Source organism: Arthrobacter sp. SAFR-023, from assembly GCF_051965295.1.
Taxonomy (GTDB): domain Bacteria; phylum Actinomycetota; class Actinomycetes; order Actinomycetales; family Micrococcaceae; genus Arthrobacter.
This window is the reverse complement of record NZ_JBQCMF010000004.1, coordinates 182,514-206,186: the sequence shown is the minus strand read 5'-3', so window position 1 is coordinate 206,186 and position 23,673 is coordinate 182,514. Positions and strand designations below refer to the sequence as shown.

The window sequence follows — 23,673 nt, the reverse complement described above, 5'->3', positions numbered from 1 at the left end:
AAAAAAGCAACCCCGGCCATCAGGTGGCCGGGGTTGCTTTCTGAGACGGGGAGCGGAAGCCTAGTCGACGTCGCTCAGGCTCTTCCGGGAGTCCTCCTCGAGGCGGGCGTCCAGCTTGGCCTTCTGCGCGCCGGAGCTCACCAGGCTGGCGATCACGGCGATGATGATGGTGCCGATGATGACCGCGAGGGACACGTACGTCGGGATCTCCGGGGCCCATTCGATGTGGTGCCCGCCGTTGATGAACGGCAGTTCGTTGACGTGCATGGCGTGCAGAACCAGCTTCACGCCGATGAACGCCAGGATGATGGACAGTGCGTGCTTCAGGTAGATGAGGCGGTTCATCAGGCCGCCGAGCAGGAAGTACAGCTGCCGCAGGCCCATCAGGGCGAAGATGTTAGCCGTGAAGACGATGAAGGCGCTCTGCGTCAGGCCGAAGATCGCGGGGATGGAGTCGACCGCGAAGAGCAGGTCGGTCATGCCGATGGTGACGAACACGATCACCATGGGAGTGAAGACCTTCTTGCCGTCCACCGTGGTGCGCAGCTTGCCGCCGTCGAACTTCTCGGACATGGGGATGACCTTGCGGAGCTTGCCGATGAGGGCGTTCTCCTTGTCCTCTTCGTCTTCGCCCTCGTCCTGCGCCTGCTTCCAGGCGGTCCAGAGGAGGAAGGCGCCGAAGATGTAGAAGACCCAGCTGAACTGCTCGATCACGATGGCGCCGAGCATGATGAAGATGCCGCGCAGGATCAGCGCGATGATGATGCCCACCATCAGCACTTCCTGCTGGTACTTACGTGGCACGGAGAAGCGGGCCATGATGATGATGAAGACAAACAGGTTGTCGATGCTGAGACTGTACTCAGTCACCCAGCCGGCCACGAACTGGCTGCCGTACTCGGGTCCCGTGAACGCGAACATGGCACCGGCGAACACGAGGGCCAATGCCACGTAGAAGGCCACCCAAAGGCCGGCTTCCTTCATGGAGGGCTCATGCGGACGGCGCACTACCAGAAGCAGGTCCATAAGGAGGATGATGCCGAGGACGACGAACGAGCCGACCTCGAACCAGACGGGAAGTTCCACAAAAATGCCTTTCGCAGGGTACAGAAAACCGGTGTAAGTCTCTCCGGCGAACCTGTGCACTTTGTGCTGATGTGGCTGCCCGCTACGCCCGGCAAGGCATCTGTGCCCTGCGTGTTGACGTTCGTAGCGCTTGGGATACTCCCCTACGTGACCTCAACTTTACCCTAGAGGCGGTGCCCGATGCGCCACGTGACGCTACGCGTGCCCCGCCGACTGCATCTGCCGCAATTCCTTCTTCAGCTCGGAAACTTCGTCGCGGATCCGGGCGGCCACTTCGAACTGCAGCTCGGCGGCCGCTCCGTGCATCTGCTCGGTCAGCTGCTCGATCAGGCCCACCAGGTCCTCGGCAGGCGCCGCCGCCAGCCCGTCGGCCCGGACGGTGGCAGCGCCCTTCTTGGCCGCCTTGCCGCCCTTGGCCGCCGCAGTGATACCGCGCTTGCCCTTGCCGTAGTCGAAGCTGCCCAAGAGCGCATCCGTGTCCGCGTCTTCCTTGGCCAGCTGGTCCGTGATGTCGGCGATTTTCTTCCGCAGCGGTTGCGGATCGATTCCGTTTTCCGTGTTGTAGGCCACCTGGATGGCGCGGCGCCGGTTTGTTTCATCGATGGCATGGGCCATGGAGTCGGTAATCCGATCCGCGTACATGTGGACCTGGCCCGAGACGTTGCGCGCGGCACGGCCGATGGTCTGGATCAGGGACGTTGACGACCGCAGGAAGCCTTCCTTGTCCGCGTCCAGGATGCTCACCAGGGAGACCTCCGGCAGGTCAAGGCCCTCCCGAAGCAGGTTGATGCCAACCAGAACGTCGAACACACCCATCCGGAGCTCACGGAGGAGCTCAACACGCCGCAGCGTGTCGACGTCGGAGTGCAGGTACTCCACCTTGATGCCATGGCCGAGGAGGTAGTCGGTGAGGTCCTCCGCCATCCGCTTGGTGAGCGTGGTGACCAGGACGCGTTCGTTCTTCTCCGTGCGGGTCTTGATCTCCCCCAGCAGGTCGTCGATCTGCCCCTTGGTGGGCTTGACCACCACCTCGGGGTCGATCAGGCCCGTGGGCCGGATGATCTGCTGGACGAAGCCGTCCGCCTTGCCGAGTTCGTATTTGCCGGGCGTGGCAGACAAGTAGACCGTCTGGCCTACGCGTTGGAGGAATTCGTCCCACTTGAGCGGGCGGTTGTCCATGGCGGAGGGCAGCCGGAACCCGAAGTCCACCAGGTTCCGCTTGCGGGACATGTCGCCTTCGTACATGGCCCCGATCTGCGGGACGGTGACGTGGGATTCATCAATCACCAGCAGGAAGTCGTCCGGGAAGTAGTCCAGGAGGCAGTGCGGAGCCGTACCGGGGGCACGGCCGTCAATGTGCGACGAGTAGTTTTCGATGCCGTTGCAGAAGCCCATCTGCTGCATCATCTCGAGGTCGTACGTGGTGCGCATCCGCAGCCGCTGGGCTTCGACGAGCTTGTTCTGGCTTTCCAGGACCTTCAGCCGGTCGGCGAGTTCATCCTCGATCCGCTTGATTGCCCGTGCCATGCGCTCGGGTCCGGCAACATAGTGCGAGGCCGGAAAGACATACATTTCCTCCTCGTCCCGGATCACTTCACCGGTCAGCGGATGCAACGTGTGGATGTTCTCAATCTCGTCACCGAAAAACTCGATCCGGATGGCCAGTTCCTCGTACATGGGGATGATTTCCACGGTATCGCCGCGGACACGGAAGGTGCCGCGGTGGAAGTCCATGTCATTGCGCACGTACTGCATGGAAACGAACTTCCGGAGCAAATGGTCCCGGTTCATTTCGTCGCCCTTGCGCAGCGTCACCATGCCGGCGATGTACTCTTCCGGCGTACCGAGGCCGTAGATGCAGGACACCGTGGCCACCACGATCACGTCGCGGCGGGTCAGCAGGGCGTTGGTGGCGGAGTGCCGGAGCCGTTCCACTTCCTCATTGATGGAGGAGTCCTTCTCGATGAAGGTGTCCGTCTGCGCCACATACGCCTCAGGCTGGTAGTAGTCGTAGTAGGAGACGAAGTACTCCACGGCGTTGTTGGGCAGCAGCTCGCGGAACTCGTTGGCCAGCTGGGCAGCCAGGGTCTTGTTCTGGACCATCACCAGCGTGGGCCGCTGGATCTGTTCCACCAGCCACGCGGTGGTGGCGCTCTTGCCGGTGCCGGTGGCGCCGAGCAGGACCACGTCCTTTTCACCGTTCCTGATGCGTTCGGTGAGTTCGGCGATGGCCGCCGGCTGGTCACCGGCCGGCTGGAACTCGCTGATGACCTCGAAGGGCGCGACGACCCGGTTGACCTCCTGCGCAAGACTCATGCATCTAATCTACAACCGGCCACTGACAGGAACTCCTGATTCCGCTTTGGGCTGTACTGGGTTCAGCGTTGACGCGCGCTGGCGGCGCTTGAAACGTACGACGGCGGCTGCCAGCCGCTGCTTTCGGCCCACCGTTCCATTCCGGGAGCCCCGACGTCGCGGAACCAGGCCTCTTTGTCGTCCGCGTAGCCGGACGTGTTGGCGTCGGCGGCGTGCAGGGCGGCCACCCTGTGCTTCTCCGCGGCATACTCCTCCCGGGCCGCCGGATCGGCGCGCAGCCAGTCGCGGAAGCAGAGGGCAAACCGCCAGCCGGCCGAACCGGCCACCCGGACGTGAAGATTCACCGGACGGGCCGGATCGGCGTTGCCGTGCAGGCGCTTGGACCAGGCAGCGGAGTCAAAGGGCCCGTGGGGGCTGTCCATCAGGACGCCCGGCCAGAGCGGGAACCCCGCGGTGCCCAGCAGGGGCGCAATCCGGTCTGCCGTCGCGAGATCAGCGACCGCGAGCTGCAGGTCGATGACGTCCTTCGCGTCGAGGCCGGGAACCGACGTCGATCCAATGTGGTCCACGGCCAGGACACCCTCGCGGGCGGCAACCTTGAGCCGCTCCGCCAGGCAGGCGGCCTGGCGCGGCCAGTCAGGGTCCGGCGCCACGAGGAGGGGCGCCCCGCTGCGGCCGGCCACCACAGCCTGGCTGATGTTCCGCGCAAAGGGCACGAGCCGCCCCTCCCACAGACGGTCCACCGTGGCCAGCAGTTCCTCACGCGTGCCGGAGTTGGGAAGGACCACGTCCGCGGCGGCGATCCGGTCCTGGCGGGACGCCTGGGCCGCCAGCCGCGAACGGGCGTCCGCTTCCGTCATTCCGCGGTGCACGGTCATGCGCTGCAGCCGGACATCCTCGGGCGCATCCACCACCAGCACGAGGTGGAAGTTCTTCTGCTGTCCGGTTTCCACCAGGAGCGGGATGTCCTGCACCACCACCGCGTCCTCCGGCGCGGCCGCAATCACCGCCGCGGCGCGTTCGCGCACCAGCGGATGCACGATGCCATTGAGTTCGGCACGCCGTTCCGGCTCCTGGAACACGATGGCCCCGAGGCGCGGCCGGTCCAGCCGGCCCTCGCCGTCGAGGATGTCCGGGCCGAACGCTTCCACGACGGCGGCCAGTCCCGGAGTTCCCGGTTCCACCACTTCTCGGGCGATCGCGTCGGCATCGACGAGCACTGCCCCCAGTTCTTCCAGGCGCGTCGCCACCAGCGACTTCCCCGAGGCGATGCCGCCCGTCAACCCAATCTTCAGCACTCCCCAAGACTAAACTGAACCGCCTCCCTAACCTCGCTCCGCTCGGCCAGGAAACCCTGGCGGCGTGGGCCCATCCACCGCCTCCCCAATCTCGCAAGCTCGATTGGGGCCCCTCGGCGTCGTGGCCCCTGGCGGTGTGGGCCCATGTCCTACACTTGGGCGGTGCAAGAACAAGAGAGCAGGGCATCCGCGTACACCACGCTGGCTGCCGGGGACGGCTTCCGCCACGAGATCGAGATCAAGCGCTCCCGGTTCATCACCGTCCTGCGGCGGGCGGGGACCGACGAGGATGCCCGCGCGCTGGTGTCTGACCTTCGCCGCGAGTTCCATGACGCCCGGCACCATTGCTCGGCGTTCGTTCTGGGGCCGGACCGGGACATCCAGCGGTCCAGCGACGACGGCGAACCCTCCGGCACCGCCGGAATCCCCATGCTGGAGGCCCTGCTCCGGCGCGAAACCGCACCAGGGGTGACGGACCTCAGCGACCTAAGTGCCGTCGTAGTGCGCTACTTCGGCGGAATTCTGCTGGGAACCGGCGGGCTGGTGCGCGCCTACTCCGAATCAGTCTCGACGGCGCTGGAACTGGCACCGCTGGTACAGCGCCGACGGCTGCGCATCTGTGCCGTCCGGGTACCGCACGCCGCGGCGGGGCGCCTCGAGAACGACCTGCGCAGCGCGGGCTATGCGATGGCGGAGACCGGCTACGAAACCCAGTCCACAGTCCTGCGCCTCGCGCTGCCGGACGAGCCGGGAGACCTGGCCGCGGCCGCCGACCGGCTGGCAGCCCTGACCGCCGGAAGTGCGGCCCTCCAGCGCGAGGACACTGAGTGGATTGACGTTCCGCACTGACGTGGTAGGAAAGAATCATCAGCTTGCTTATGACTTTGCGCTTTTCTAGGGTGGACCTGTAAGGCACCACACGGAAAAAGGAGAACGCATGTCAGAGCACGACATCACCGGCAAGAGGGTCGCCTTCCTGCTGACGGACGGCGTGGAGCAGGTTGAACTGACCAGCCCGTGGGACGCCGTCAAGAACGCCGGCGGCGAACCTGTCCTGGTGGCTCCGAAGAGCGGAAAGCTCCAGGGTTTTGAAGGCGTCGAAAAGGGCGACACCTTCGACGTCGACCTGACCCTTCAGGATGCCAACGCCGCGGACTTCCACGCCCTGGTGATCCCGGGCGGCGTGGTGAACGCCGACCACCTCAGGGTGGACAAGGACGCGCAGGCGTTTGCCCGCAGCTTCTTTGAACAGCACAAGCCGGTCGCGGCTATCTGCCATGGCCCCTGGCTGCTCATCGATGCGGGCGTCGTCAAGGGCAGGAACCTCACCTCGTACCACACACTGGCCACCGACCTGCGGAACGCGGGGGCCAACTGGAGCGACCAGGAAGTCGTGGTGGACCAGGGCTTCGTGACCAGCAGGAAGCCGGACGACCTGCCCGCATTCAACAACAAGGTGCTGGAGGAAATCGCCGAAGGTGAACACGCCGGGCAGACCGCCTGACATTCCACAGTAAAAACGGCAAACAAAAGGTGGCCGCCCCCTCTCGGGGACGGCCACCTTTTCAGTGGCAATTAGCTAATGCCGGGCAAATTAGTTGCCGGTCAGCTTCTCGCGCAGAGCGGCAAGCGCCTCGTCCGAAGCAAGCGTGCCTGCACCGGAATCGGTGGCAGCCGGCTCGGAGGAGTAGCTGGTGGTGCCGGAGTCGCTCTCACCGGACGTTGCAGCTGCAGCGTCGTCGGCAGCGTGCTGGGAAACCTGCTTCTTGTGGGCTTCCCAGCGGGTCTGGGCGTCAGCGTACTGCTGCTCCCAAGCGGCGCGCTGGTTCTCGTAGCCTTCAAGCCACTCGTTGGACTCGGGATCGAAGCCCTCCGGGTACTTGTAGTTGCCCTCTTCGTCGTACTCTGCGGCCATGCCGTACAGAGCGGGATCGAACTCGGTGCTGTCGGCGTCAACGCCCTCGTTCGCCTGCTTGAGGGAGAGGGAGATGCGGCGGCGCTCGAGGTCGATGTCGATGACCTTGACGAACAGTTCGTCGCCAACGGAGACAACCTGCTCAGCCAGCTCAACGTGGCGGACAGCCAGTTCGGAGATGTGAACGAGGCCTTCGATGCCGTCTTCGACGCGGACGAACGCACCGAACGGAACGAGCTTGGTGACCTTACCCGGAACAACCTGGCCGAGGGCGTGGGTGCGGGCGAAGGTCTGCCACGGATCTTCCTGCGTAGCCTTGAGCGACAGGGAAACGCGCTCGCGGTCCAGGTCGACCTCGAGAACCTCGACGGTGACTTCCTGGCCAACTTCGACAACCTCGGACGGGTGGTCGATGTGCTTCCAGGACAGCTCGGAAACGTGAACCAGGCCGTCTACGCCGCCCAGGTCCACGAAGGCACCGAAGTTGACGATGGAGGAAACGACGCCGGGACGGACCTGGCCCTTTTCCAGCTTGTTGAGGAACGTGGAGCGGACCTCGGACTGGGTCTGCTCGAGCCATGCACGGCGGGACAGCACAACGTTGTTGCGGTTCTTGTCCAGCTCGATGATCTTGGCTTCGATCTGCTGACCGATGTACGGAGCCAGGTCGCGCACACGGCGCATCTCGACGAGGGATGCGGGCAGGAAGCCGCGCAGACCGATGTCGAGGATAAGACCACCCTTGACAACCTCGATGACGGTACCGGTGACAACACCGTCTTCTTCCTTGACCTTCTCGATGTCGCCCCAGGCACGCTCGTACTGAGCACGCTTCTTGGAGAGGATCAGGCGGCCTTCTTTGTCTTCCTTGGTGAGCACCAGGGCTTCGACCTGATCGCCAACGGAGACGACGTCTCCGGGGTCAACGTCGTGCTTGATGGAAAGCTCGCGGGAGGGAATGACACCTTCGGTCTTGTAACCGATGTCGAGCAGAACTTCGTCGCGGTCGACCTTGACGACGGTACCTTCGACGAGGTCTCCGTCGTTGAAGTACTTGATGGTCGCGTCGACAGCTGCGAGGAAGTCCTCAGCGGTACCGATGTCGTTGATTGCGACTACGGGGGTACCGGGCTTCTCGGTGGAGGTGATGGTCATGTAGTAGGGGCTCCGTTGTGGATAGTTAGTCGGTCAGGCAAACCGCCGCGCCTGCGTTATGGAACGCAGGCGCAGGTGTGGGCACTTCGCAGGGAAGTGCCTGGTCATCCTGATTTTGTGGATTGAAGAAAAAACGTGCACGTAGTACACGCCCGTTTATTCTAGTGGCAAGCGCCAACCGGGGTCAAAGCGCTAGAAATGCGTCAGGCAGTGCGGCGGACGTTCGACGGCGAACATGCGGGCGGCGCGGAACGCCGCGCCCGGTGTGTGCTCCAGAATGCGTCCCGACGCCGCCAGGGTCACGGGGCTGACCCCACCGAGGTAGATGGCGGACAGCGCCGCGACATCCAGCTCGAGGTCCGGCGCGCCGCCGCCTCCGGAGGTGACCACTGCGGCGCCGCCGTGAGCGTCCAGCGTGAAGGTGCCGCCTGTCAGGCCGAGCGGGTCGGCAACTTTCAGCACCAGCCGCCCGTCGGCCGGGTAGTGGCGGGCTTCCAAGGCCTGCTTCACGTCGAGGATCCGCAGCCAGAGCATGTCCCGCGCTTCCGAAGCCTCCACGCAGCGCGCGTCCTCGAGGGCCCACCGCAGCGTATCGTCCACCGGCGCTTCCTCCCAGGTGATCCGGTCCACCAGGTCGATGGCTGCCAGGTACTGCCACAGCTCGAGGTACGCCGCCCCGGTTGCCGCGACAAGGTCCACGACTTCCATGGTGTACGGGGTGCTGGACCAGCCGGCAAACCTGTACGAGACGTAGCCGTCCACGTCGCCGCGGGGCCCGTAGTGCAGCGCCACTTTGACCTTCGGGTCTTCGCCCCCGTCCCGGCTGACGGATCCCGAGGCGAACTGGCGGTAGAACTCGTGCCGGCCGATGGATCCGGGCGTGCTGCGGTGCAGACGGTCGAAGACCTCCGGAGCCAGGTCCAGCAGCACCTTGGGGTCCGCCACCTCGACGCTGCCCACCGGGGTGTGGTTGAGCCGGAAACGCGCGGTGGTGTCCACCTTCATGGACTGCTCGGACGTTGCCACGCCAAACCCGAACCGGCCGTAGATCGAGGCTTCGGACGCCGTGAGGGCTGCCATCGCGAGGCCTTCCTCCCGGGCCAGGGCCAGGTCCTCCCCCATCATGCGGCGCAGCAGGCCGCGGCGCCGGTGTGAGGTGCGGACCGTCACGGCGGTCACCAGCCGGGTGTCCAGCAGGCGGCCAAAGCCGATGTTCAGTGTCTTGGTCATGGTCCCGAAGGTGGCAACGGGCACGTCGGCTCCGAGCGAGTGGCGGGCCACCGTTCCGGCCTGGTACACCCCGGTCAGGACGCGCCCGTCCGTGCGCTGCAGCTCGATGCTTTTGTCCACCCGTTCATCGCTGCGCCGGGCATCGTGGATGCCGAAGGCTACCGCCCGCATCCAGGCAACCGACTCCGCGTATGCAGGATCGTCTTTGGCAGCCGCTTGGAACCGACGGATTTCATAGTCAGCGCTCAGATTAGACACAACCCCGAGCCTAACCAATGGTCCCCCGCCCCGCCTCCGGCGCGGCGGGGTCCGTTGAGGCTAGTGGCCGGCGTCGTACCAGCTGGTGCCGACGCCGATCTGGACTTCCAGCGGAACGCTGAGTTCCGCGGCGGCGGCCATCTGCTCCGTGACGAGCTTTTCGACTGCCTCCCGTTCGCCGGTGGCCACTTCCAGCACGAGTTCGTCATGGACCTGCAAAAGCATGCGTGACTTGAGCCCCTGTGCGGCCAGTTCCGAGTGCACGCCGAGCATGGCACGCTTGATGATGTCCGCCGCGGAGCCCTGGATGGGTGAGTTGAGGGCGATGCGCTCGGCGTTCTCGCGCAGCTGCCGGTCTGTGCTGGTGAGGTCCGGCAGGTAGCGGCGCCGGCCCTCGATCGTGGCCGTGTAGCCGTCCACCCTGGCCTGGTCCACCACGCCGCGGAGGTAGTCCCGCACGGCACCGAACCGGTCAAAGTAGTCCTTCATGAGGTTTCTGGCCTCATCCACCGAGATCTCGAGCTGCTTTGACAGCCCGAAGGACGTCAGCCCGTAGGCCAGGCCGTAGGACATGGCCTTGACCTTGGAGCGCATCGCGCTGGTCACCTCGGCCGGCGGCACGTGGAAGATGGACGAGCCGACGAAGCGGTGCAGGTCTTCCCCCTCGCGGTAGGCCTCGATCAGGCCGGCGTCGCCGGACAGGTGCGCCATGATGCGCATCTCGATCTGCGAGTAGTCCGCGGACAGCAGGCACTCGTACCCGTCGCTGACCACGAAGATGCCCCGCACGCGGCGGCCCTCCTCGCTGCGGATCGGGATGTTCTGCAGGTTGGGGTTGTTGGACGAGATGCGCCCGGTGGCAGCCACGTTCTGGGCGTAGGTGGTGTGGATGCGCCCGTCCTCGGCCACGGACTTCTTCAGCGTTTCCACCATCTGCCGCAGCTTCGCCGATTCGCGGTGGGCCATGAGCTGGACCAGGAATTCATGCCCGGTCTTCTCCAGCAGGCTCTTCAGCGAAGCGGCGTCCGTGGTGTACCCGGACTTGATCTTCTTGGTCTTGGGAAGTTGCAGCTCCTCGAAGAGGACCGTCTGCAGCTGCTTCGGCGAACCGAGGTTCACCTCGTGGCCGATCGCGGCGAACGCCCGTTCCTGCGCATCGTCGATCACCCTGGCCAGGTCCGCCAGCTGTTCGTCCATCAGCTCCATGGAGACGGCGATGCCGGTCTTCTCCATATCCGCGAGGACACGGGCCACCGGCAGCTCCAGCGTGGCCAGCAGATCCTCGGCCTTGCGGTCCCTCAGTTCCGATTCGAAGAACCGGCTCAGTTTATGGACGACGGCGGCCACCTGGACCAGCGCACCGGACGCCGCGGCGTCGTCGTCGAACGCCAGCTCCAGCTGGCCGGCCTTGGCGGCCTCGGGCGTGATGTGGATGTTCAGGTGGAACTGGGCCAGTTCGGCCAGTTCGTAAGTGCGGCGATCGGGCTGGATGAGGTAGCCGGAGATGGAGGTGTCATCCACCACGCCCTCCAAACCGAACCCGCGGTTGGCCAATGCCTTCAGTGCCGCCTTGTAGCCGTGCATCACCTTCGGCGATCCCGCGTCCCGGAGCCACTGGGCCAGCACATTGTCGGCGTCGGCGTCCAGCGCGGTGAGGTCCACGTAGGCGGCGGCATCGTCCCGCACGATGGCGACGGCGTCCGCGTCCTCGCCGATCCGGCCGGGCAGCACGTCCACGGCGAGGGCGGACCGCTGCCCGGCCCCTGCCTCGAGGAAGGCCCGGAGCGAGTCCGCGTCGGCCAGCGCGGCAAAGTCCCTGCTCTCCAGGGGCTCGCGCTCCGGCGCAGGAGCCTCGCTCGCGTACAGATCAAAGAGACGGGTGCGGATCGTCTTGAATTCGAGCTCGTCGAAGAGCTCCTCGACAGCCTTCTGGTCCGGCCGCGGGTCAGCCAGCTCGTCCAGCGTCACCGGGAGGTCAAGGTCGGTGTGCAGCCGGTTCAGCTTCCGGTTGCGCTTGACCGCGTCCACGTTGTCCCGCAGCGCGTCCCCCACCTTCCCGCCGATGGCATCGAGGTGTTCCAGCACGCCTTCGAGGCCGCCGTAGAGATTGATCCACTTGGCTGCCGTTTTGGGTCCGACTCCCGGGACGCCCGGCAGGTTGTCAGCGGTCTCCCCCACCAGGGCCGCGAGGTCTGAATACCGGGAGGGGCTGACGAAGTACTTGGCCTCGATGGCGGCGGCGTCCATGCGCGGGATGTCGCTGACGCCCTTCCTTGGGTACAGCACGAAGACGTTGTCCGTGATGAGCTGGAAGGCGTCGCGGTCGCCGGACACGAGCAGGACTTCGTAGCCGGCCTTTTCACCCATGGCTGCGAGCGTGGCCAGGATGTCGTCCGCCTCGTAGCCGGGCATCTTGATGGTCTTGATGCCCCAGGCGGCCATGACCTGGTCGATGAGGTCGATCTGGCCGCTCATTTCGCGGGGCGTTTCGTTGCGGCCGCCCTTGTACTCGCTGTATTCGGCCTTGCGGTGAGTGGTGTCATCCGAGACGTCGAAGGCCACGGCAATGTGGGTGGGCTTCTGTTCCTTGATCAGGTTGATGAGCATGGATGTGAAGCCGTGGATCGCGTTGGTGTGCTGGCCCCGGGCCGTGGAGAACTTGTCGGCCGGGAGGGCGAAGAAGGCCCGGAAGGCCATGGAGTGCCCGTCCAGCACCAGAAGCCGGGGCTGCTCCGTCAGGGGAACGACGGGAGCCTGGGTGGCCGACACCGACGGGGCGTCAGCCGGGGACACTGCAATGTCCTGAAGGGTCTGGGTTGTGGACGGAATTGGGGCCGGTTTGGTTGTTTCACTCACAGGTGCCAGCCTAGTTGCCATGATGGACAATTTCACGCCCGGCCCTGCCGGTGAGGCCAGCCCCACAGAGGCCGGCGCAGCCGCAGATGCGGCCATCGCGGCGCCCGCCGAGGTTGCAGCCTCGGTTGAAGCCCAGTTCAGGGAAGAGCTGTTTGAGGCCGGCGTCCCCGAGCACCTGCACGAATGGCTCGCGGAGTACGGCATCGGCGCCCTCGTGGTGAAGATGGGGATCCGGTTCCTGGAGATGAGCCCTGAACGGTGCGTTGCCACGATGCCCGTGGAGGGGAATACGCAGGTGGCCGGGATCCTCCATGGCGGCGCGCATGTGGTGCTGGCCGAGACCCTGGGATCGTTTGCCGCGGGGATGCACGCCGGTCCCGGCCGCCAGGCGCTGGGCATCGAGGTGGGCGCCACGCACCACCGCGCGGTCTCCGCGGGCACGGTCACCGGAACGTGCACGGCCATCCACCTGGGCCGCACGCTGACCACTCACGAGATCGTGATGACCGACGAACAGGGGCGCCGACTGTCCACGGCGCGCATCACCAACCTCATCCGATAGCGGCGGAAGAGGCTAGCGGCCAGGCCAGCTGTACCGGAGCTCCACGATCCCCCGCCCCTGGGGACGAGCCTCCTGCAACTCGAGTGGCGCCGTCGGGCCCTGGACGAGGGGAAGCAGCCGTTTTCCGCCGCCGAGCACCACGGGGATGACCGAGACAATCAGTTCGTCCAGGAGGCCGGCGCCGGCGAACTGGGCGGCGAGCTCGCCGCCGCCCACCACCCAGATGTTTTTGCCGGCAGCGTCACGCCAGAGGTCGTCGATGAATTCGGTCACTTCGCCGCGGACGAACGTGATGTCAGCTCCCGGCGGGGCGCTGAACTCGTGGTGGGTGAAGATCCAGCAGGGCGTGCCGGGGTAAGGCCAGTTGCCGGGTTCGTGCTCCATCAGCCACCCGTAGGTGGTCCCGCCCATGACGATGCAGCCGACGCCGGATATGAAGGCGTCGTAGCTTTCCTTGCCGCCATCGAAGCCGTCGAACTGGAGCAGCCAGGCAAGGTCGTCGTCTGCCGTGGCGATGAAGCCGTCGAGGGAGGACGCAACGTAATACTGGACACTGGGCATGGACCCAGCCTAGCCACTCCGGTTCAGCGTTCCCAGAGGACCGCCGCCGGACCTGCCCGGTTAGCCGCTGAAGTACGGAATGATCAGGTACAGGCCGAACATCACGGCGATGCCGCAGAGTCCAAAGCAGGCGTAGGAGAGGTATTTGACCCAGGCCGGCGCGGCCACGTGGCGGTCACCGGCGATGGCGGTCAGCCGGACGCCAAGGGAGTAAAGGACCACGACGGTCACGGCGGCGACCAGAGTGGCGCCGGCTACGGTGAGGAGTTCCAACCACTTCATCGCTGCGGGCCCTTCGGGTTGTTGTTCTTGGCGCGCTCGGCGGCGCGTGCCCTGGCGAGGGCCTTCTTCTTCGCGAAGCGGATTGCCTGCCCGGCCTCTTCGACCTCGACGGCGTTGTGGTGGCCCACCTGGGATTTGCGGGATACCAGGAACATGTACAAGACGGCGCCGGTGCCGGCCACTGCCGCAATCACCACGCCGACCACCCCGGTCTTGACCAGCAGTGCGGTCAAAGCACCGACAATGCCCGCGGCGGGCAGCGTGAAGAGCCACCCGAGTGCGATGCGCCCCACCATGCCCCAGCGCACCGTAGTGCCCCTGCGGCCCATGCCGGAACCAATCACTGAACCGGAGGCCACCTGGGTGGTGGACAGGGCAAAGCCCAGGTGCGAGGAGGCCAGGATGGCGGAAGCCGTGCTCGACTCGGCCGCGAAGCCTTGGGCGGGCTTCACCTCGGTGAGCCCCGCACCCATGGTCCTGATGATGCGCCAGCCGCCGGCATAGGTTCCGATGGCGATGGCGAGGGCGCAGGCCGTGATCACCCACAGCTCCGGGCCGGAGCCGGGCTTCTGCGTCCCGGCCGCGATCAGTACGAGGGTGATGATGCCCATGGTTTTCTGGGCGTCGTTGGTGCCGTGGGCCAGCGCCACCAGGCTGGAGGTGAAGATCTGGCCTGTCCGGAAGCCGCCGCGCTTCTGCGTGAGCTTGCTGCCTGTCTCCGGATCATGCCGTGACGTGAGGCCGTAGGCGATCCGGGTGCAGACGTAGGCCACAAGCCCTGCGATGACCGGGGCGAAGATGGCGGGCAGAATGACCTTTTGCAGCAGCGTCTCGAGGTTGACGGAGTGGAAGCCGATGCCCACAACCGCGGCCCCGATGAGGCCGCCGAACAGCGCATGGGACGAGCTGGAGGGCAGTCCCTTGAGCCAGGTGATCATGTTCCAGAGGATGGCCCCCATGAGGCCGGCGAAAATGATGTCCGGGGTGATCTGGACCCCGCCGGACCCCTCGCGAATGATGCCCCCCGAGACCGTTTTGGCGACTTCCGTGGACAGGAACGCGCCGACGAGGTTCAGGGCCGCCGCAAGGGCAACCGCAGTCTTCGGCTTGATGGCACCGGTGGCAATGGGCGTGGCCATCGCGTTTGCGGTGTCGTGGAAACCGTTCGTGAAGTCGAAAAATAATGCCAGCGCAATGACCAGCGCCACCATGAAGGTGATGTCCACCTGTTGCCCAATCTGCAGAGTCTACGTACAGCAGTTCCACTTCCCCGGCCTGCACTGCACAGCATAGTTCACCCGCTGTTTAAGGATACGTCTGGGGGTGGAGGTAGCGGAGCTGCAGAGCGGGCTTGAAACCTTATCGATGGTACGCGTCCTGCAGGCAAGGTCAAACCTGCACTGCTCAACTCAGTCACACCTGCCGGTCCGGGGGCCGGGAGAAGGAGCGGATGGCCTCCAGCTGACGCGGTGACAATCCTGTCCGGGGGTCCGGCGAAACCAGCAAGGCACGGCGGCCAAGGATCCGCGCCCACGCCTGCGCACGGCCTTCAAATGCGAGCTGGTCATCCACCCAGACGATCCGCTCCGGCGTGTTCCTGCCCACATCCGCCTGAATGGCTTCCAGCTTCCACCATTCCGCGCCGCTGCCCGCCCCGTCAGCGGTCAGCACCGGCCACGTGCTTCCCTCCAGTCCGGTGACCGGGCAGAGAACGGCGGGCGCCAGTTCCTCCCAGCTGGTGAGCCAGACGCACCGGAGTCCGGGCTGCAGGGACAGCCGGTTCAGGGCCGTCACCAGCTCCGCCGCATAGGCAACTTCCAGCATCCCGGCGAAGGTGTAACGCCAGGCCGAGTCCCACGGCGTGGTGCCCGTGGGGCCAAATGGGCACACCACGCCATCGACATCGAGGTAGAGGGTCACCCTGTTCCCTGTGTCTCCCTTGAGCGTGGTGTCTCCCTTGAGCGTGTCCCCCGTTAGCGCGGCGTCCCCATTCGACGCTGCGATTCCCGCGGCATTCCTTCCACGCCTGCAACGCTACGGAACCGTGGCCAGTACGGGCAAGGCCTCTGGGAACAAGAGCCCCAACTGCCGGTTGGGCGGACCCGGAGTGGATCTGAAGGCCGCCATAACCCCGGGGTAGACTGTGCCCCTCAGCGCTGGAGCGGGATCCGACGGAAGGCAATAAATGGGCATGGCCGGGGCAAACGGGGCAATTTCGGATGACGAACTGGACCTCCTCCACCGCTACTGGAACGCGGCCAACTACCTGACGGTGGCCCAGATCTACCTCCAGGACAACGCCCTGCTTCGGGAGCCGCTGCGGCCGGAGCACATCAAGCCGAGGCTGCTGGGGCACTGGGGCACCGGTCCCGGGCTGTCGCTGATCTACGCCCACCTGAACCGGCTGATCAAGAAAACGTCGGCCGAGGTCCTGTTCATTGCCGGCCCGGGCCACGGCGGACCGTCGGTGGTGGCGAACGTCTACCTCGAGGGCACGTACTCCGAAATCTACCCTGAGGTCGGCCGCGACGCCGCCGGGCTGCGCCGGCTGGCCAGGCAGTTTTCGACGCCGGGCGGTGTGGGCAGCCACGTGGGTCCGGCAACGCCCGGGTCCATCCACGAGGGCGGCGAACTGGGCTACTCGCTGATGCACGCCACCGGCGCGGTGATGGATAACCCGGACCTCATCGCCGCCTGCGTGGTGGGCGACGGCGAGGCCGAGACTGGCCCGCTGGCCGCCTCGTGGACGGCGCCGTTCTTCCTCAACGCGGCGCGGGACGGCGCGGTCCTGCCCATCCTGCACCTCAACGGGGCCAAGATTTCCGGGCCTACAGTCCTGGGACGGCGCCCCGACGCGGACGTCGAGGCATTGCTAAGTGCCAACGGCTGGGAACCCGTAACAGTGTCCGGCGACCAGCCCGAGAAGGTCCACCGCGCCCTGGCGGCCGCCCTGGAAAGTGCATATGCCACCATCCGGAACATCCAGCAGGCCGCCCGGGGCGCCGGTTCCGGTGCTTCCGGCTCCGGCCGTAACCTGCCGACGGCGCCTCGCTGGCCGGCGATCATCCTGCGGACCCCCAAGGGCTGGACCGGACCGGAGTCCGTGGACGGCACCCCGGTGGAAGGCACGTTCCGTGCGCACCAGGTTCCCCTGTCCGGTGTCAGGGACAACCCGGAGCACCTGGCGCTGCTGGAGCAATGGATGCGCTCCTACCAGCCCGTATCCCTGTTCGACGACGACGGCCGGCTCCTCCCCGAACTGGCCGCTCTGGCTCCCGAAGGCAGGCTCCGGATGGGAGCGGCGCCGTGGGCCAACGGCCAGCCGTCCGTCCCGCTGGAAATACCTGACCTCGCCCGGTACGCCGTCAACCCCGGCCAGCCCGGTTCAACCAGCATCGAAACCACCAAGCCGCTGGGTGAACTGTTCCGCGACCTCTACACCGGCACGGAGGACAACCCGCGGTTCCGGCTGTTCTGCCCGGACGAAACCAACAGCAACAGGCTGGGCGCCGTGTTTGAGGCCACTGACCGTTGCCTGACGCTGCCGGGGAACGACAGGGATAACGGCGGCGGGGACAGCCACGTCTCGCCGGACGGCCGCGTCATGGAGGTGCTCTCCGAGCACCTGTGCCAGGGCTGGCTGGAAGGCTACCTGCTGACCGGACGGCACGGGTTCTTCGCCAGCTACGAGGCCTTCGCCATGGTCAGCGCCTCCATGACCGTCCAGCACGCCAAGTGGCTGCAGCACGCCCGGGAGCTGGAATGGCGCTCGCCGGTGCCGAGCCTGAACATCCTGCTGACCTCCACCTGCTGGCGCAACGACCACAACGGCTTCAGCCACCAGGGCCCGGGCCTGATCGACACCGTGCTGTCCCTGTCCGGTGAAGTGACGAGAATCTACCTGCCGCCGGACACCAACACTCTTCTGGCGGCGGCAGAACACACCCTGCTCAGCAAGGACTATGTGAACCTGGTCGTCGTCGACAAGCAGTCACACCCCCAGTACCTGACCCTGGCGGAAGCCCGCGCGCATGCCGAGGCCGGAGCCTCCATTTGGGAGTGGGCCGGTAACGAGGACGGCAGCGACACTGAACCGGACGTCGTCCTCGCCTGCGCCGGCGACATCCCCACTGAGGAGGCACTCGCGGCGGCCTGGCTGCTGCAGCGCCACGTTCCCGATGCCACCGTGCGCGTGGTGAACGTCATGGACGCCATGGTTCTTCCGCCGCGCAACGTGCACCCGCACGGGCTCGACGACGGGACGTTCGCTTCGCTGTTCACAGACAGCTGCGAGGTGGTGGTGGCATGGCACGGCTACGCCCGCTCGTTCCACCAGCTCCTGCACGGGCGGCCGAACCCGGACCGGTTCCACGTCCACGGCTACAGCCAGCAGGGCACCACCACTACGCCGTTCGACATGGTGGTGGTCAACCGGATGAGCCGCTACCATCTGGCGTTGGAGGCGCTGCGCCGGATGCCGCGGCAGTTCGACGGCGCGGAGGCCCTGGCAGAGCACTGCAACCAGCAGCTGGACGCCCATGCCGAATACATCCGGGAGCACTTCGAGGATTTGCCCGGCATCCGCGACTGGGTATGGTCGCCGCCCGGTTCCTAAACCAAACTGCAACGCGAGGTCAGATATCGTCCAATGGAGGCCTGTTATTGGGCAAAAAGTGACCCCGCGTTGCTACTTCTAGGAACCAGGCGCTGCCGAGGCCCCGCTGACGTTTACCAGCCAAGCGATGCCGAACTTGTCGGTGCACATGCCGAAGATGTCACCCCAAGGCGCCTTCTCCATCGGGACGGTGACGGATCCGCCGTCGCCAGAGAGTTTGTCGTAGTAACCGCGAAGTTCCGCCTCGTCGTCCCCGCTGAGCGATACCGAGATGTTGTTCCCCGGTGAATAGTCCATGGAGTTGGGGGTGTCGGCTCCCATGAGCACGAGCCCCTTCTCCGAGGTCAGCATCCCGTGCATGATCTTGTCCGACTCGGCAGGATCTTCACTGGCGTGGAACTCCCCGAAGGTGCTGAGTGCCAGGTCGCCGCCGAACACCGACTGGTAGAAGGTCATGGCGTCGCGGGCGGTGTCACGGAAGCTTAGGTACGGGTTGAGCAGGGTGGACACGATCTGTTCTCCTTCGGCTGTACGTGTGGCGCCCGGTGTGCGGCGCCCGGCTCTACACATGTTGCCCGAATCCGGATCCCCTTCATAGGGGTTCACGGAAGTTCACGGATGTCCATAAGGGCAGCTCAGGGCCGGAAGCGGTAGCCGACGCCGGCCTCGGTCAGCAGATGGCGCGGGTTGCCTGTGTCCGCCTCCAGCTTGCGCCGGAGCTGGGCCATGTACACCCGGAGGTAGTTGGCTTCCTTCTCGTAGGCTGGCCCCCAGACGGTGGCCAGGATCTGCTGCTGGGTGATGAGCTTGCCGGGGTTCCGCACCAGGAGTTCAAGGATGCTCCACTCCGTGGGAGTGAGCCGGACAGGCTCACCGTTCCGGGTGACCATCCGCCGCCCCAGGTCCACGCTGAACTCCGCGGTGTCCACGGTGGAGGGCTCGGCGGTTTCCGGCGCGCGCCGCAGGAGCGCGCGGAGCCGGGCCAGGAGTTCCTCCAGCCCGAAGGGCTTGGTGATGTAATCATCCGCGCCGGCGTCGAGGGCGTCCACCTTGTCCGATGAACCGTGCCGGGCCGAGAGCACCAGGACCGGGGCGGAGCTCCACCGGCGTAGCTCCCTGAGGACCGCCGCGCCGTCCATGTCCGGTAATCCAAGATCCAGGACAACAAGCCCGGGCGGATTGCGGGAGGCAGCAATCAGCGCGGCCTCGCCGTCCGCGGCCGTCTCCACGGTGTAGCCGTGCGCCTGCAGTGTGATCCGCAGGGCCTTCAGCAGGTGCTGGTCGTCGTCGACGACGAGGACGCCAGTCATTGGGCAGTCTCCTGGGGAGGTACGGCAGGTGAAACACCAGGCACTGAAACGCCGGGAACGACGGCGGAGGTCCCGCCGTCAGCCCCGGTTGAGTCATGCCCCGTTGACAGGGGAAGCCGGATGACCATGGTGAGTCCCCCGCCGGGCGTCTCCTCTGCCGCCAGGCTGCCGCCCATGGCCGAGACGAACCCCCTCGCGACGGCCAGTCCCAGGCCCACGCCGGTGGACTGGGACACATCATCCAGGCGCTGGAACGGCCGGAACATCGCGGGCACGTTCCGGCCCGGGACACCGCGTCCGTGGTCGATGATCCTCAGTTCACCTGCCGGGTGGCCGTTGAGGATCGCGCCACTAAGCCCGCCCGCCGCCGCCGTCACCTTTACGTCAGAGGCCGGGGCGTACTTGACCGCGTTCTCGGCGATGTTGGCGATGACGCGCTCCAGCAAGACTGCGTCGGCGTCGACGGCGGGAAGGTTCGGCGGCAGTTCCACCCGCACGCTCCCAGCCGGAAGGCCGCGCAGCGCGGGAGGCACAACATCGAGCCACCGAACGGGCTTCAGCAGGGGACGGACTGAGTCGGCGGTGATCCTGGACATGTCGAGGAGGTTGCCCACCAGGACGTCCAGCCGGTCCGAGCATTCGTCGATGGTTTCCAACAGTTCCTGTTTCTCCTCGGGGGGATACGTGACCGCGGTTTGCAGGAGACCGCCGACGGCGAGTTTGATGCCGGCGAGCGGCGTGCGGAGGTCGTGCGAGACGGCACGCAGGATGGCGGTGCGCATGGTGTTTCCCTCGGCCAGCCTCAGCACCTCGAGGCGGCTGGCGGCCAGCTGCTGGCGCTCCAGCTGGGCCAGCACGTGCGCGGCGAACGCGCCCAGCAGGCTGCTGTCGGCAGCCGGCACGGTCCTGCCAAACAGCACCAGCCAGGTGCCGTCGTCGACCGGTTCCACGGTGTGCCCGGCGAAATCCGCGCCTTTCCGTTCATCCTCCGTCAGCTCGCCCGCACTCGCGAGCAGCCGGGCGCCGGGACCGGCGCGGGATGCGGGTTCGAACGCGGACCCGCTGAAGAGAGCCGCGCCGCGGACCCCGAAGACGTCCAGCGCCTGTTCCAGAAGATTGCCCACCGTATCCTCGGCGCGGGTGGCTCCGCGGGCGAGCTCGCCGAGCGTGGCCGCCTCGGCGCGCGCCCGGGCGGCCTCCTTGGAACGGCGTGCGGACCTGTCCACCACGCCGGCCACGGCCACTGAGACGCCCACAAACACGCCGAGGGAAAGGAGGTCCTGCGGGTCGCCGATGGCCAGCTCACCGACCGGCGGCGTGGAGAAGTAGTTGACCAGCAGGCTGCTCCAGAGCGCTCCGGCGACGGCAGGCCAGAGCCCGCCCACGAGCGCCACGGCCACGGCCCCGGCGAGCTGGACCAGGACGGCGGTGGCCACGCTGTGCTCGATGACGGCGAGCGCCAGCTGCATCAGGATGGGGACGGCGGCCGCCAGCACGAATCCGACGGTGACGCGCACGCGGCCAAGGTCCCGCTGCCGCCGGCGGCCCGTGCCGTGCCCGGCCAGCGGATGCGCCACCACCTGCACGTCGAGATCGCCCGCACGGCGGATGATCCGCGTCTCGGTGCCGCCCGAAAGGAGCTTGGCCAGTGGATGCGCGCGCGACTGGCCGATGACCAGCCGGGTTGCGCCCACGTGGGACGCGAACCCCAGGAGTGCTTCGACGGGATCATCGGCGGCGACGGTGTGGTAGCTGCCGCCCAGCTCCACCACCAGGCGGCGCTGGGATTCGAGGGCGCTGGTGGATTCGCCCGACGCGCCCTCCGCGGAACGGATGTGCACGGCCAGCAGGTCACCGCCGCCGGCACCGTCCAGGACCTTGGCGGCACGGCGGATCAGGATCTCCCCCTCTAGGCCTCCCGACAAGCCAATGACGATCCGTTCCCCTGCCATGACGCCATTCTTCCACCAGTCCGCCGGCCCCGGCGGCACGCGCGGTGGGGTGCCTCACACCGGCGTTAAGGATCCGTCAAGATTCCCCTGCGGGCGGTTCCGGCGCTCCTGCGCGGTGCTACGTTCGGCTGTGCCCGCAGCGAAATGCCACGGCGACGGTGACATGCCGCTGTCGCAGTGACATGCCGCTGCCGCGGGGCACCAGCACAGATGGAAGGCACCCATGACAACCATGAGCCGCCCGCCGGCGGACCCCTCGGAGCTGCGCCGCACCCGACGGCAGCGGCTGCACAGCTGGCTGCTGCTGGGCCTCCAGGACAGCAAGGGTTCCCACCAGGGACCCGGCGGGCTGACCGCCGCCCACGAGCGGAAGCATCCGTGGTGGCAGGTCATGTGCCTGACCGGCGTGGACTACTTCTCCACCCTCGGCTACCAGCCCGCCATCGCCGCGCTCGCGGCCGGCGTCATTTACCCGCTGGCCACGCTGGTCCTGGTTGCCGTCACCCTGTTCGGGGCACTGCCGGTGTACCGCCGCGTGGCGGGCGAAAGCTCCCACGGCGAGGGGTCCATCGCCATGCTGGAGCGGCTGCTCCCCCGCTGGGGCGGCAAGCTGTTCGTCCTGGTGTTGCTCGGCTTCGCGGCGACGGACTTCATGATCACCATGACTCTCTCCGCCGCCGACGCCACGGCGCACCTCATCCAGAATCCGTACGCCCCGGTATGGCTGCAGGGGCAGGAGGTGACGGTGACCCTCGTTCTCCTGGCCCTGCTCGCTGCAGTGTTCCTGCGCGGGTTCAAGGAGGCGATCGGCATCGCCGTCGTCCTGGTGGCGGTCTATCTGGGACTGAACGTTGTGGTGGTGGCGAGGGCCGCCGTCGAAACGCTGGGCCACCCGACCGCCGTCGGGGACTGGTGGCAGGCCCTGGGGACCTCGCACGGCAACCCGGCGCTCGCCGTCGCCATAGCCCTGCTGGTGTTCCCGAAACTGGCGCTTGGCCTGTCCGGCTTCGAAACCGGCGTGGCGGTCATGCCGGCCGGGACACGGACATGGAGGAGAACCCGGCGGGCCGCGTCGAGGGGACCCGGCGCATGCTGACCACCGCCGCGCTGATCATGAGCGCGTTCCTCATCGCCAGCAGCTTCACCACGGTGATCCTCATTCCGGCAGCCGAATTCGAGCCGGGCGGCCAGGCCAACGGGCGTGCCCTCGCCTTCCTGGCCCATGAATACCTGGGGAACGGGTTCGGCACCGTCTACGACCTCAGTACCATCGCCATCCTGTGGTTCGCCGGGGCGTCGGCGATGGCCGGGCTGCTGAACCTCGTGCCGCGGTACCTGCCGCGCTACGGGATGGCGCCGGAGTGGGCCAAGGCCGTCCGGCCCCTGGTCCTGGTTTTCGGCCTCATTGCCTTCCTGGTCACCGTTCTTTTCGAGGCCGACGTCGACGCCCAGGGCGGTGCCTACGCCACCGGCGTGCTGGTGCTGATGACCTCCGCGGCCGTGGCTGTGGCGCTGTCCGCGCGGCGCCGCCGGCAGCGGAACCGTACCGTGGGCTTCGGGCTGATCGCGCTGGTGTTCATCTACACGACGGTCGCAAACGTTGTTGAGCGGCCCGAGGGCATCCGCATTGCCGCGTTCTTCATCGCCGGCATCATCGTCATCTCGCTGCTGTCCAGGATCGGGCGGTCCTTCGAGCTGCACGCCACCCACGTCCGCCTCGACCGGACGGCGCTGGAATTCGTCGCCGCGGACGAGAGCGGCCCCATCGGCATCATCGCGCACGAGCCGCGGAGGGTGACGGCGGAGGCGTACCGGCAGAAACTGACTTCCGCCATCGAGGTCAGCCACCTGCCGGTGCATTACCAGGCGCTGTTCTTGGAGGTGATCGTGGACGACTCGTCCGACTTCGAGACCGAACTGCAGGTGCGGGGCGTGGTGCGGCACGGCTACCGGGTGCTGGAGGTGCACGGGCCCGTGGTCCCGAACACCATCGCCTCCGTGCTCCTGCACATCCGGGACGTCACCGGGCTTATGCCGCACATCTATTTCCGCTGGACCGAGGGGAATCCGGTGGTGAACCTGCTGCGCTTCCTGTTCCTGGGCGAGGGCGAGATCGCCCCGGTCACCCGCGAGGTGCTGCGTGAAGCCGAACCGGACGTCACCAGGCGTCCGTGGGTGCATGTGGGGTGAACACTTCCCCTGGCCCCCTGAACATGCGGGGTGCAGGCGCGGTGCAATGCGCATTGAGCATTGAGCATTGAGCATTGCGTGTTGCGT

17 protein-coding genes and 1 pseudogene are annotated in these 23,673 nt (G+C 66.6%); 5 read left to right on the top strand and 13 right to left on the bottom strand.

The features are described from left to right. Positions 1 to 60: 60 nt before the first annotated feature. The 3 genes from ACTHQX_RS06680 to coaE all read right to left on the bottom strand — a co-directional run bounded on the left by ACTHQX_RS06680 (position 61) and on the right by coaE (position 4,700). The gene (locus ACTHQX_RS06680) at positions 61 to 1,086 is read right to left on the bottom strand and encodes a TerC family protein (protein WP_236803276.1); all 1,026 of its coding nucleotides are present in this window, start codon (positions 1,084 to 1,086) and stop codon (positions 61 to 63) included. A gap of 195 nt (positions 1,087 to 1,281) precedes the next feature. Next, positions 1,282 to 3,402, bottom strand: a complete 2,121-nt coding sequence (gene uvrB / locus ACTHQX_RS06675; RefSeq protein ID WP_440156418.1) for an excinuclease ABC subunit UvrB — start codon at positions 3,400 to 3,402, stop codon at positions 1,282 to 1,284. A 62-nt stretch (positions 3,403 to 3,464) separates the two neighbouring features. Then, positions 3,465 to 4,700: a dephospho-CoA kinase gene (coaE, locus tag ACTHQX_RS06670; protein WP_440156416.1), complete on the bottom strand. Its 1,236-nt coding sequence runs from the start codon at positions 4,698 to 4,700 to the stop codon at positions 3,465 to 3,467. Positions 4,701 to 4,844: 144 nt separating this feature from the next. Here coaE and ACTHQX_RS06665 point away from each other — a divergent pair, with 144 nt between their 5' ends. Together ACTHQX_RS06665 and ACTHQX_RS06660 are read left to right on the top strand one after the other, a co-directional pair. Next, complete coding sequence (locus tag ACTHQX_RS06665) at positions 4,845 to 5,549, top strand: IMPACT family protein (protein ID WP_440156414.1); 705 nt, start codon at positions 4,845 to 4,847, stop codon at positions 5,547 to 5,549. 88 nt (positions 5,550 to 5,637) lie between these two features. Then, positions 5,638 to 6,204 carry a type 1 glutamine amidotransferase domain-containing protein gene (locus ACTHQX_RS06660; RefSeq protein WP_440156412.1) on the top strand — a complete coding sequence of 189 codons (567 nt, stop codon included), beginning with the start codon at positions 5,638 to 5,640 and terminating at the stop codon, positions 6,202 to 6,204. A gap of 90 nt (positions 6,205 to 6,294) precedes the next feature. Here the strand turns inward: ACTHQX_RS06660 and rpsA are convergent, their stop codons facing one another. The 3 genes from rpsA to polA all read right to left on the bottom strand — a co-directional run bounded on the left by rpsA (position 6,295) and on the right by polA (position 12,135). Continuing rightward, positions 6,295 to 7,770, bottom strand: coding sequence for a 30S ribosomal protein S1 (gene rpsA / locus ACTHQX_RS06655; RefSeq protein ID WP_102974277.1), 1,476 nt, complete (start codon positions 7,768 to 7,770; stop codon positions 6,295 to 6,297). A 192-nt stretch (positions 7,771 to 7,962) separates the two neighbouring features. Continuing rightward, entirely contained in the window at positions 7,963 to 9,249 is a 1,287-nt protein-coding gene (locus ACTHQX_RS06650; RefSeq protein ID WP_440156441.1) for a GNAT family N-acetyltransferase, read from the bottom strand. Positions 9,250 to 9,318: 69 nt separating this feature from the next. Then, positions 9,319 to 12,135, bottom strand: coding sequence for a DNA polymerase I (gene polA / locus ACTHQX_RS06645; protein ID WP_440156410.1), 2,817 nt, complete (start codon positions 12,133 to 12,135; stop codon positions 9,319 to 9,321). On the opposite strand from polA, the gene ACTHQX_RS06640 reads away from it, so the two are divergent. Beyond that, positions 12,134 to 12,676 (top strand): hotdog fold thioesterase, encoded by a 543-nt coding sequence (locus ACTHQX_RS06640; protein WP_440156409.1) that lies wholly within the window; start codon positions 12,134 to 12,136, stop codon positions 12,674 to 12,676. The genes polA and ACTHQX_RS06640 overlap by 2 nt on opposite strands. Positions 12,677 to 12,688: 12 nt before the next feature. On the opposite strand, the gene ACTHQX_RS06635 is transcribed toward ACTHQX_RS06640, so the two are convergent. The 4 genes from ACTHQX_RS06635 to ACTHQX_RS06620 form a co-directional block, all read right to left on the bottom strand. Then, a complete protein-coding gene (locus tag ACTHQX_RS06635; protein ID WP_440156407.1) occupies positions 12,689 to 13,237 on the bottom strand; it encodes a dihydrofolate reductase family protein in 549 nt (182 codons plus the stop codon). Positions 13,238 to 13,297: 60 nt separating this feature from the next. After that, positions 13,298 to 13,519 (bottom strand): hypothetical protein, encoded by a 222-nt coding sequence (locus tag ACTHQX_RS06630; RefSeq protein ID WP_440156405.1) that lies wholly within the window; start codon positions 13,517 to 13,519, stop codon positions 13,298 to 13,300. Then, positions 13,516 to 14,745: an inorganic phosphate transporter gene (locus ACTHQX_RS06625; RefSeq protein WP_236803269.1), complete on the bottom strand. Its 1,230-nt coding sequence runs from the start codon at positions 14,743 to 14,745 to the stop codon at positions 13,516 to 13,518. Before ACTHQX_RS06625 ends, ACTHQX_RS06630 begins: the two co-directional genes overlap by 4 nt. A gap of 187 nt (positions 14,746 to 14,932) precedes the next feature. Further along, a complete protein-coding gene (locus ACTHQX_RS06620) occupies positions 14,933 to 15,439 on the bottom strand; it encodes an HAD domain-containing protein (RefSeq protein WP_440156403.1) in 507 nt (168 codons plus the stop codon). A gap of 265 nt (positions 15,440 to 15,704) precedes the next feature. Between ACTHQX_RS06620 and ACTHQX_RS06615 the strand changes: the two genes are divergently transcribed. Next, positions 15,705 to 18,134 (top strand): phosphoketolase family protein, encoded by a 2,430-nt coding sequence (locus ACTHQX_RS06615; RefSeq protein ID WP_440156402.1) that lies wholly within the window; start codon positions 15,705 to 15,707, stop codon positions 18,132 to 18,134. Between the two features lie 78 nt (positions 18,135 to 18,212). On the opposite strand, the gene ACTHQX_RS06610 is transcribed toward ACTHQX_RS06615, so the two are convergent. The 3 genes from ACTHQX_RS06610 to ACTHQX_RS06600 all read right to left on the bottom strand — a co-directional run bounded on the left by ACTHQX_RS06610 (position 18,213) and on the right by ACTHQX_RS06600 (position 21,396). Continuing rightward, positions 18,213 to 18,644: a VOC family protein gene (locus ACTHQX_RS06610; RefSeq protein ID WP_236803267.1), complete on the bottom strand. Its 432-nt coding sequence runs from the start codon at positions 18,642 to 18,644 to the stop codon at positions 18,213 to 18,215. Between the two features lie 125 nt (positions 18,645 to 18,769). After that, positions 18,770 to 19,444 (bottom strand): response regulator, encoded by a 675-nt coding sequence (locus ACTHQX_RS06605; protein WP_111902594.1) that lies wholly within the window; start codon positions 19,442 to 19,444, stop codon positions 18,770 to 18,772. Continuing rightward, positions 19,441 to 21,396 (bottom strand): DUF4118 domain-containing protein, encoded by a 1,956-nt coding sequence (locus ACTHQX_RS06600; RefSeq protein WP_440156400.1) that lies wholly within the window; start codon positions 21,394 to 21,396, stop codon positions 19,441 to 19,443. Before ACTHQX_RS06600 ends, ACTHQX_RS06605 begins: the two co-directional genes overlap by 4 nt. Positions 21,397 to 21,619: 223 nt before the next feature. Here ACTHQX_RS06600 and ACTHQX_RS06595 point away from each other — a divergent pair. After that, positions 21,620 to 23,586, top strand: a pseudogene (locus ACTHQX_RS06595) (amino acid transporter). Positions 23,587 to 23,673: the final 87 nt, after the last annotated feature.

What these genes read in the sequence shown, in the direction of transcription:
- uvrB (WP_440156418.1), bottom strand. Translation starts at nt 3,402, where the DNA reads ATGAGTCTTGCGCAGGAGGTCAACCGGGTCGTCGCGCCCTTCGAGGTC.
- ACTHQX_RS06665 (WP_440156414.1), top strand. Translation starts at nt 4,845, where the DNA reads ATGTCCTACACTTGGGCGGTGCAAGAACAAGAGAGCAGGGCATCCGCG.
- ACTHQX_RS06660 (WP_440156412.1), top strand. Translation starts at nt 5,638, where the DNA reads ATGTCAGAGCACGACATCACCGGCAAGAGGGTCGCCTTCCTGCTGACG.
- rpsA (WP_102974277.1), bottom strand. Translation starts at nt 7,770, where the DNA reads ATGACCATCACCTCCACCGAGAAGCCCGGTACCCCCGTAGTCGCAATC.
- ACTHQX_RS06640 (WP_440156409.1), top strand. Translation starts at nt 12,134, where the DNA reads ATGATGGACAATTTCACGCCCGGCCCTGCCGGTGAGGCCAGCCCCACA.
- polA (WP_440156410.1), bottom strand. Translation starts at nt 12,135, where the DNA reads ATGGCAACTAGGCTGGCACCTGTGAGTGAAACAACCAAACCGGCCCCA.
- ACTHQX_RS06635 (WP_440156407.1), bottom strand. Translation starts at nt 13,237, where the DNA reads ATGCCCAGTGTCCAGTATTACGTTGCGTCCTCCCTCGACGGCTTCATC.
- ACTHQX_RS06630 (WP_440156405.1), bottom strand. Translation starts at nt 13,519, where the DNA reads ATGAAGTGGTTGGAACTCCTCACCGTAGCCGGCGCCACTCTGGTCGCC.
- ACTHQX_RS06615 (WP_440156402.1), top strand. Translation starts at nt 15,705, where the DNA reads ATGGGCATGGCCGGGGCAAACGGGGCAATTTCGGATGACGAACTGGAC.
- ACTHQX_RS06605 (WP_111902594.1), bottom strand. Translation starts at nt 19,444, where the DNA reads ATGACTGGCGTCCTCGTCGTCGACGACGACCAGCACCTGCTGAAGGCC.
- ACTHQX_RS06600 (WP_440156400.1), bottom strand. Translation starts at nt 21,396, where the DNA reads ATGGCAGGGGAACGGATCGTCATTGGCTTGTCGGGAGGCCTAGAGGGG.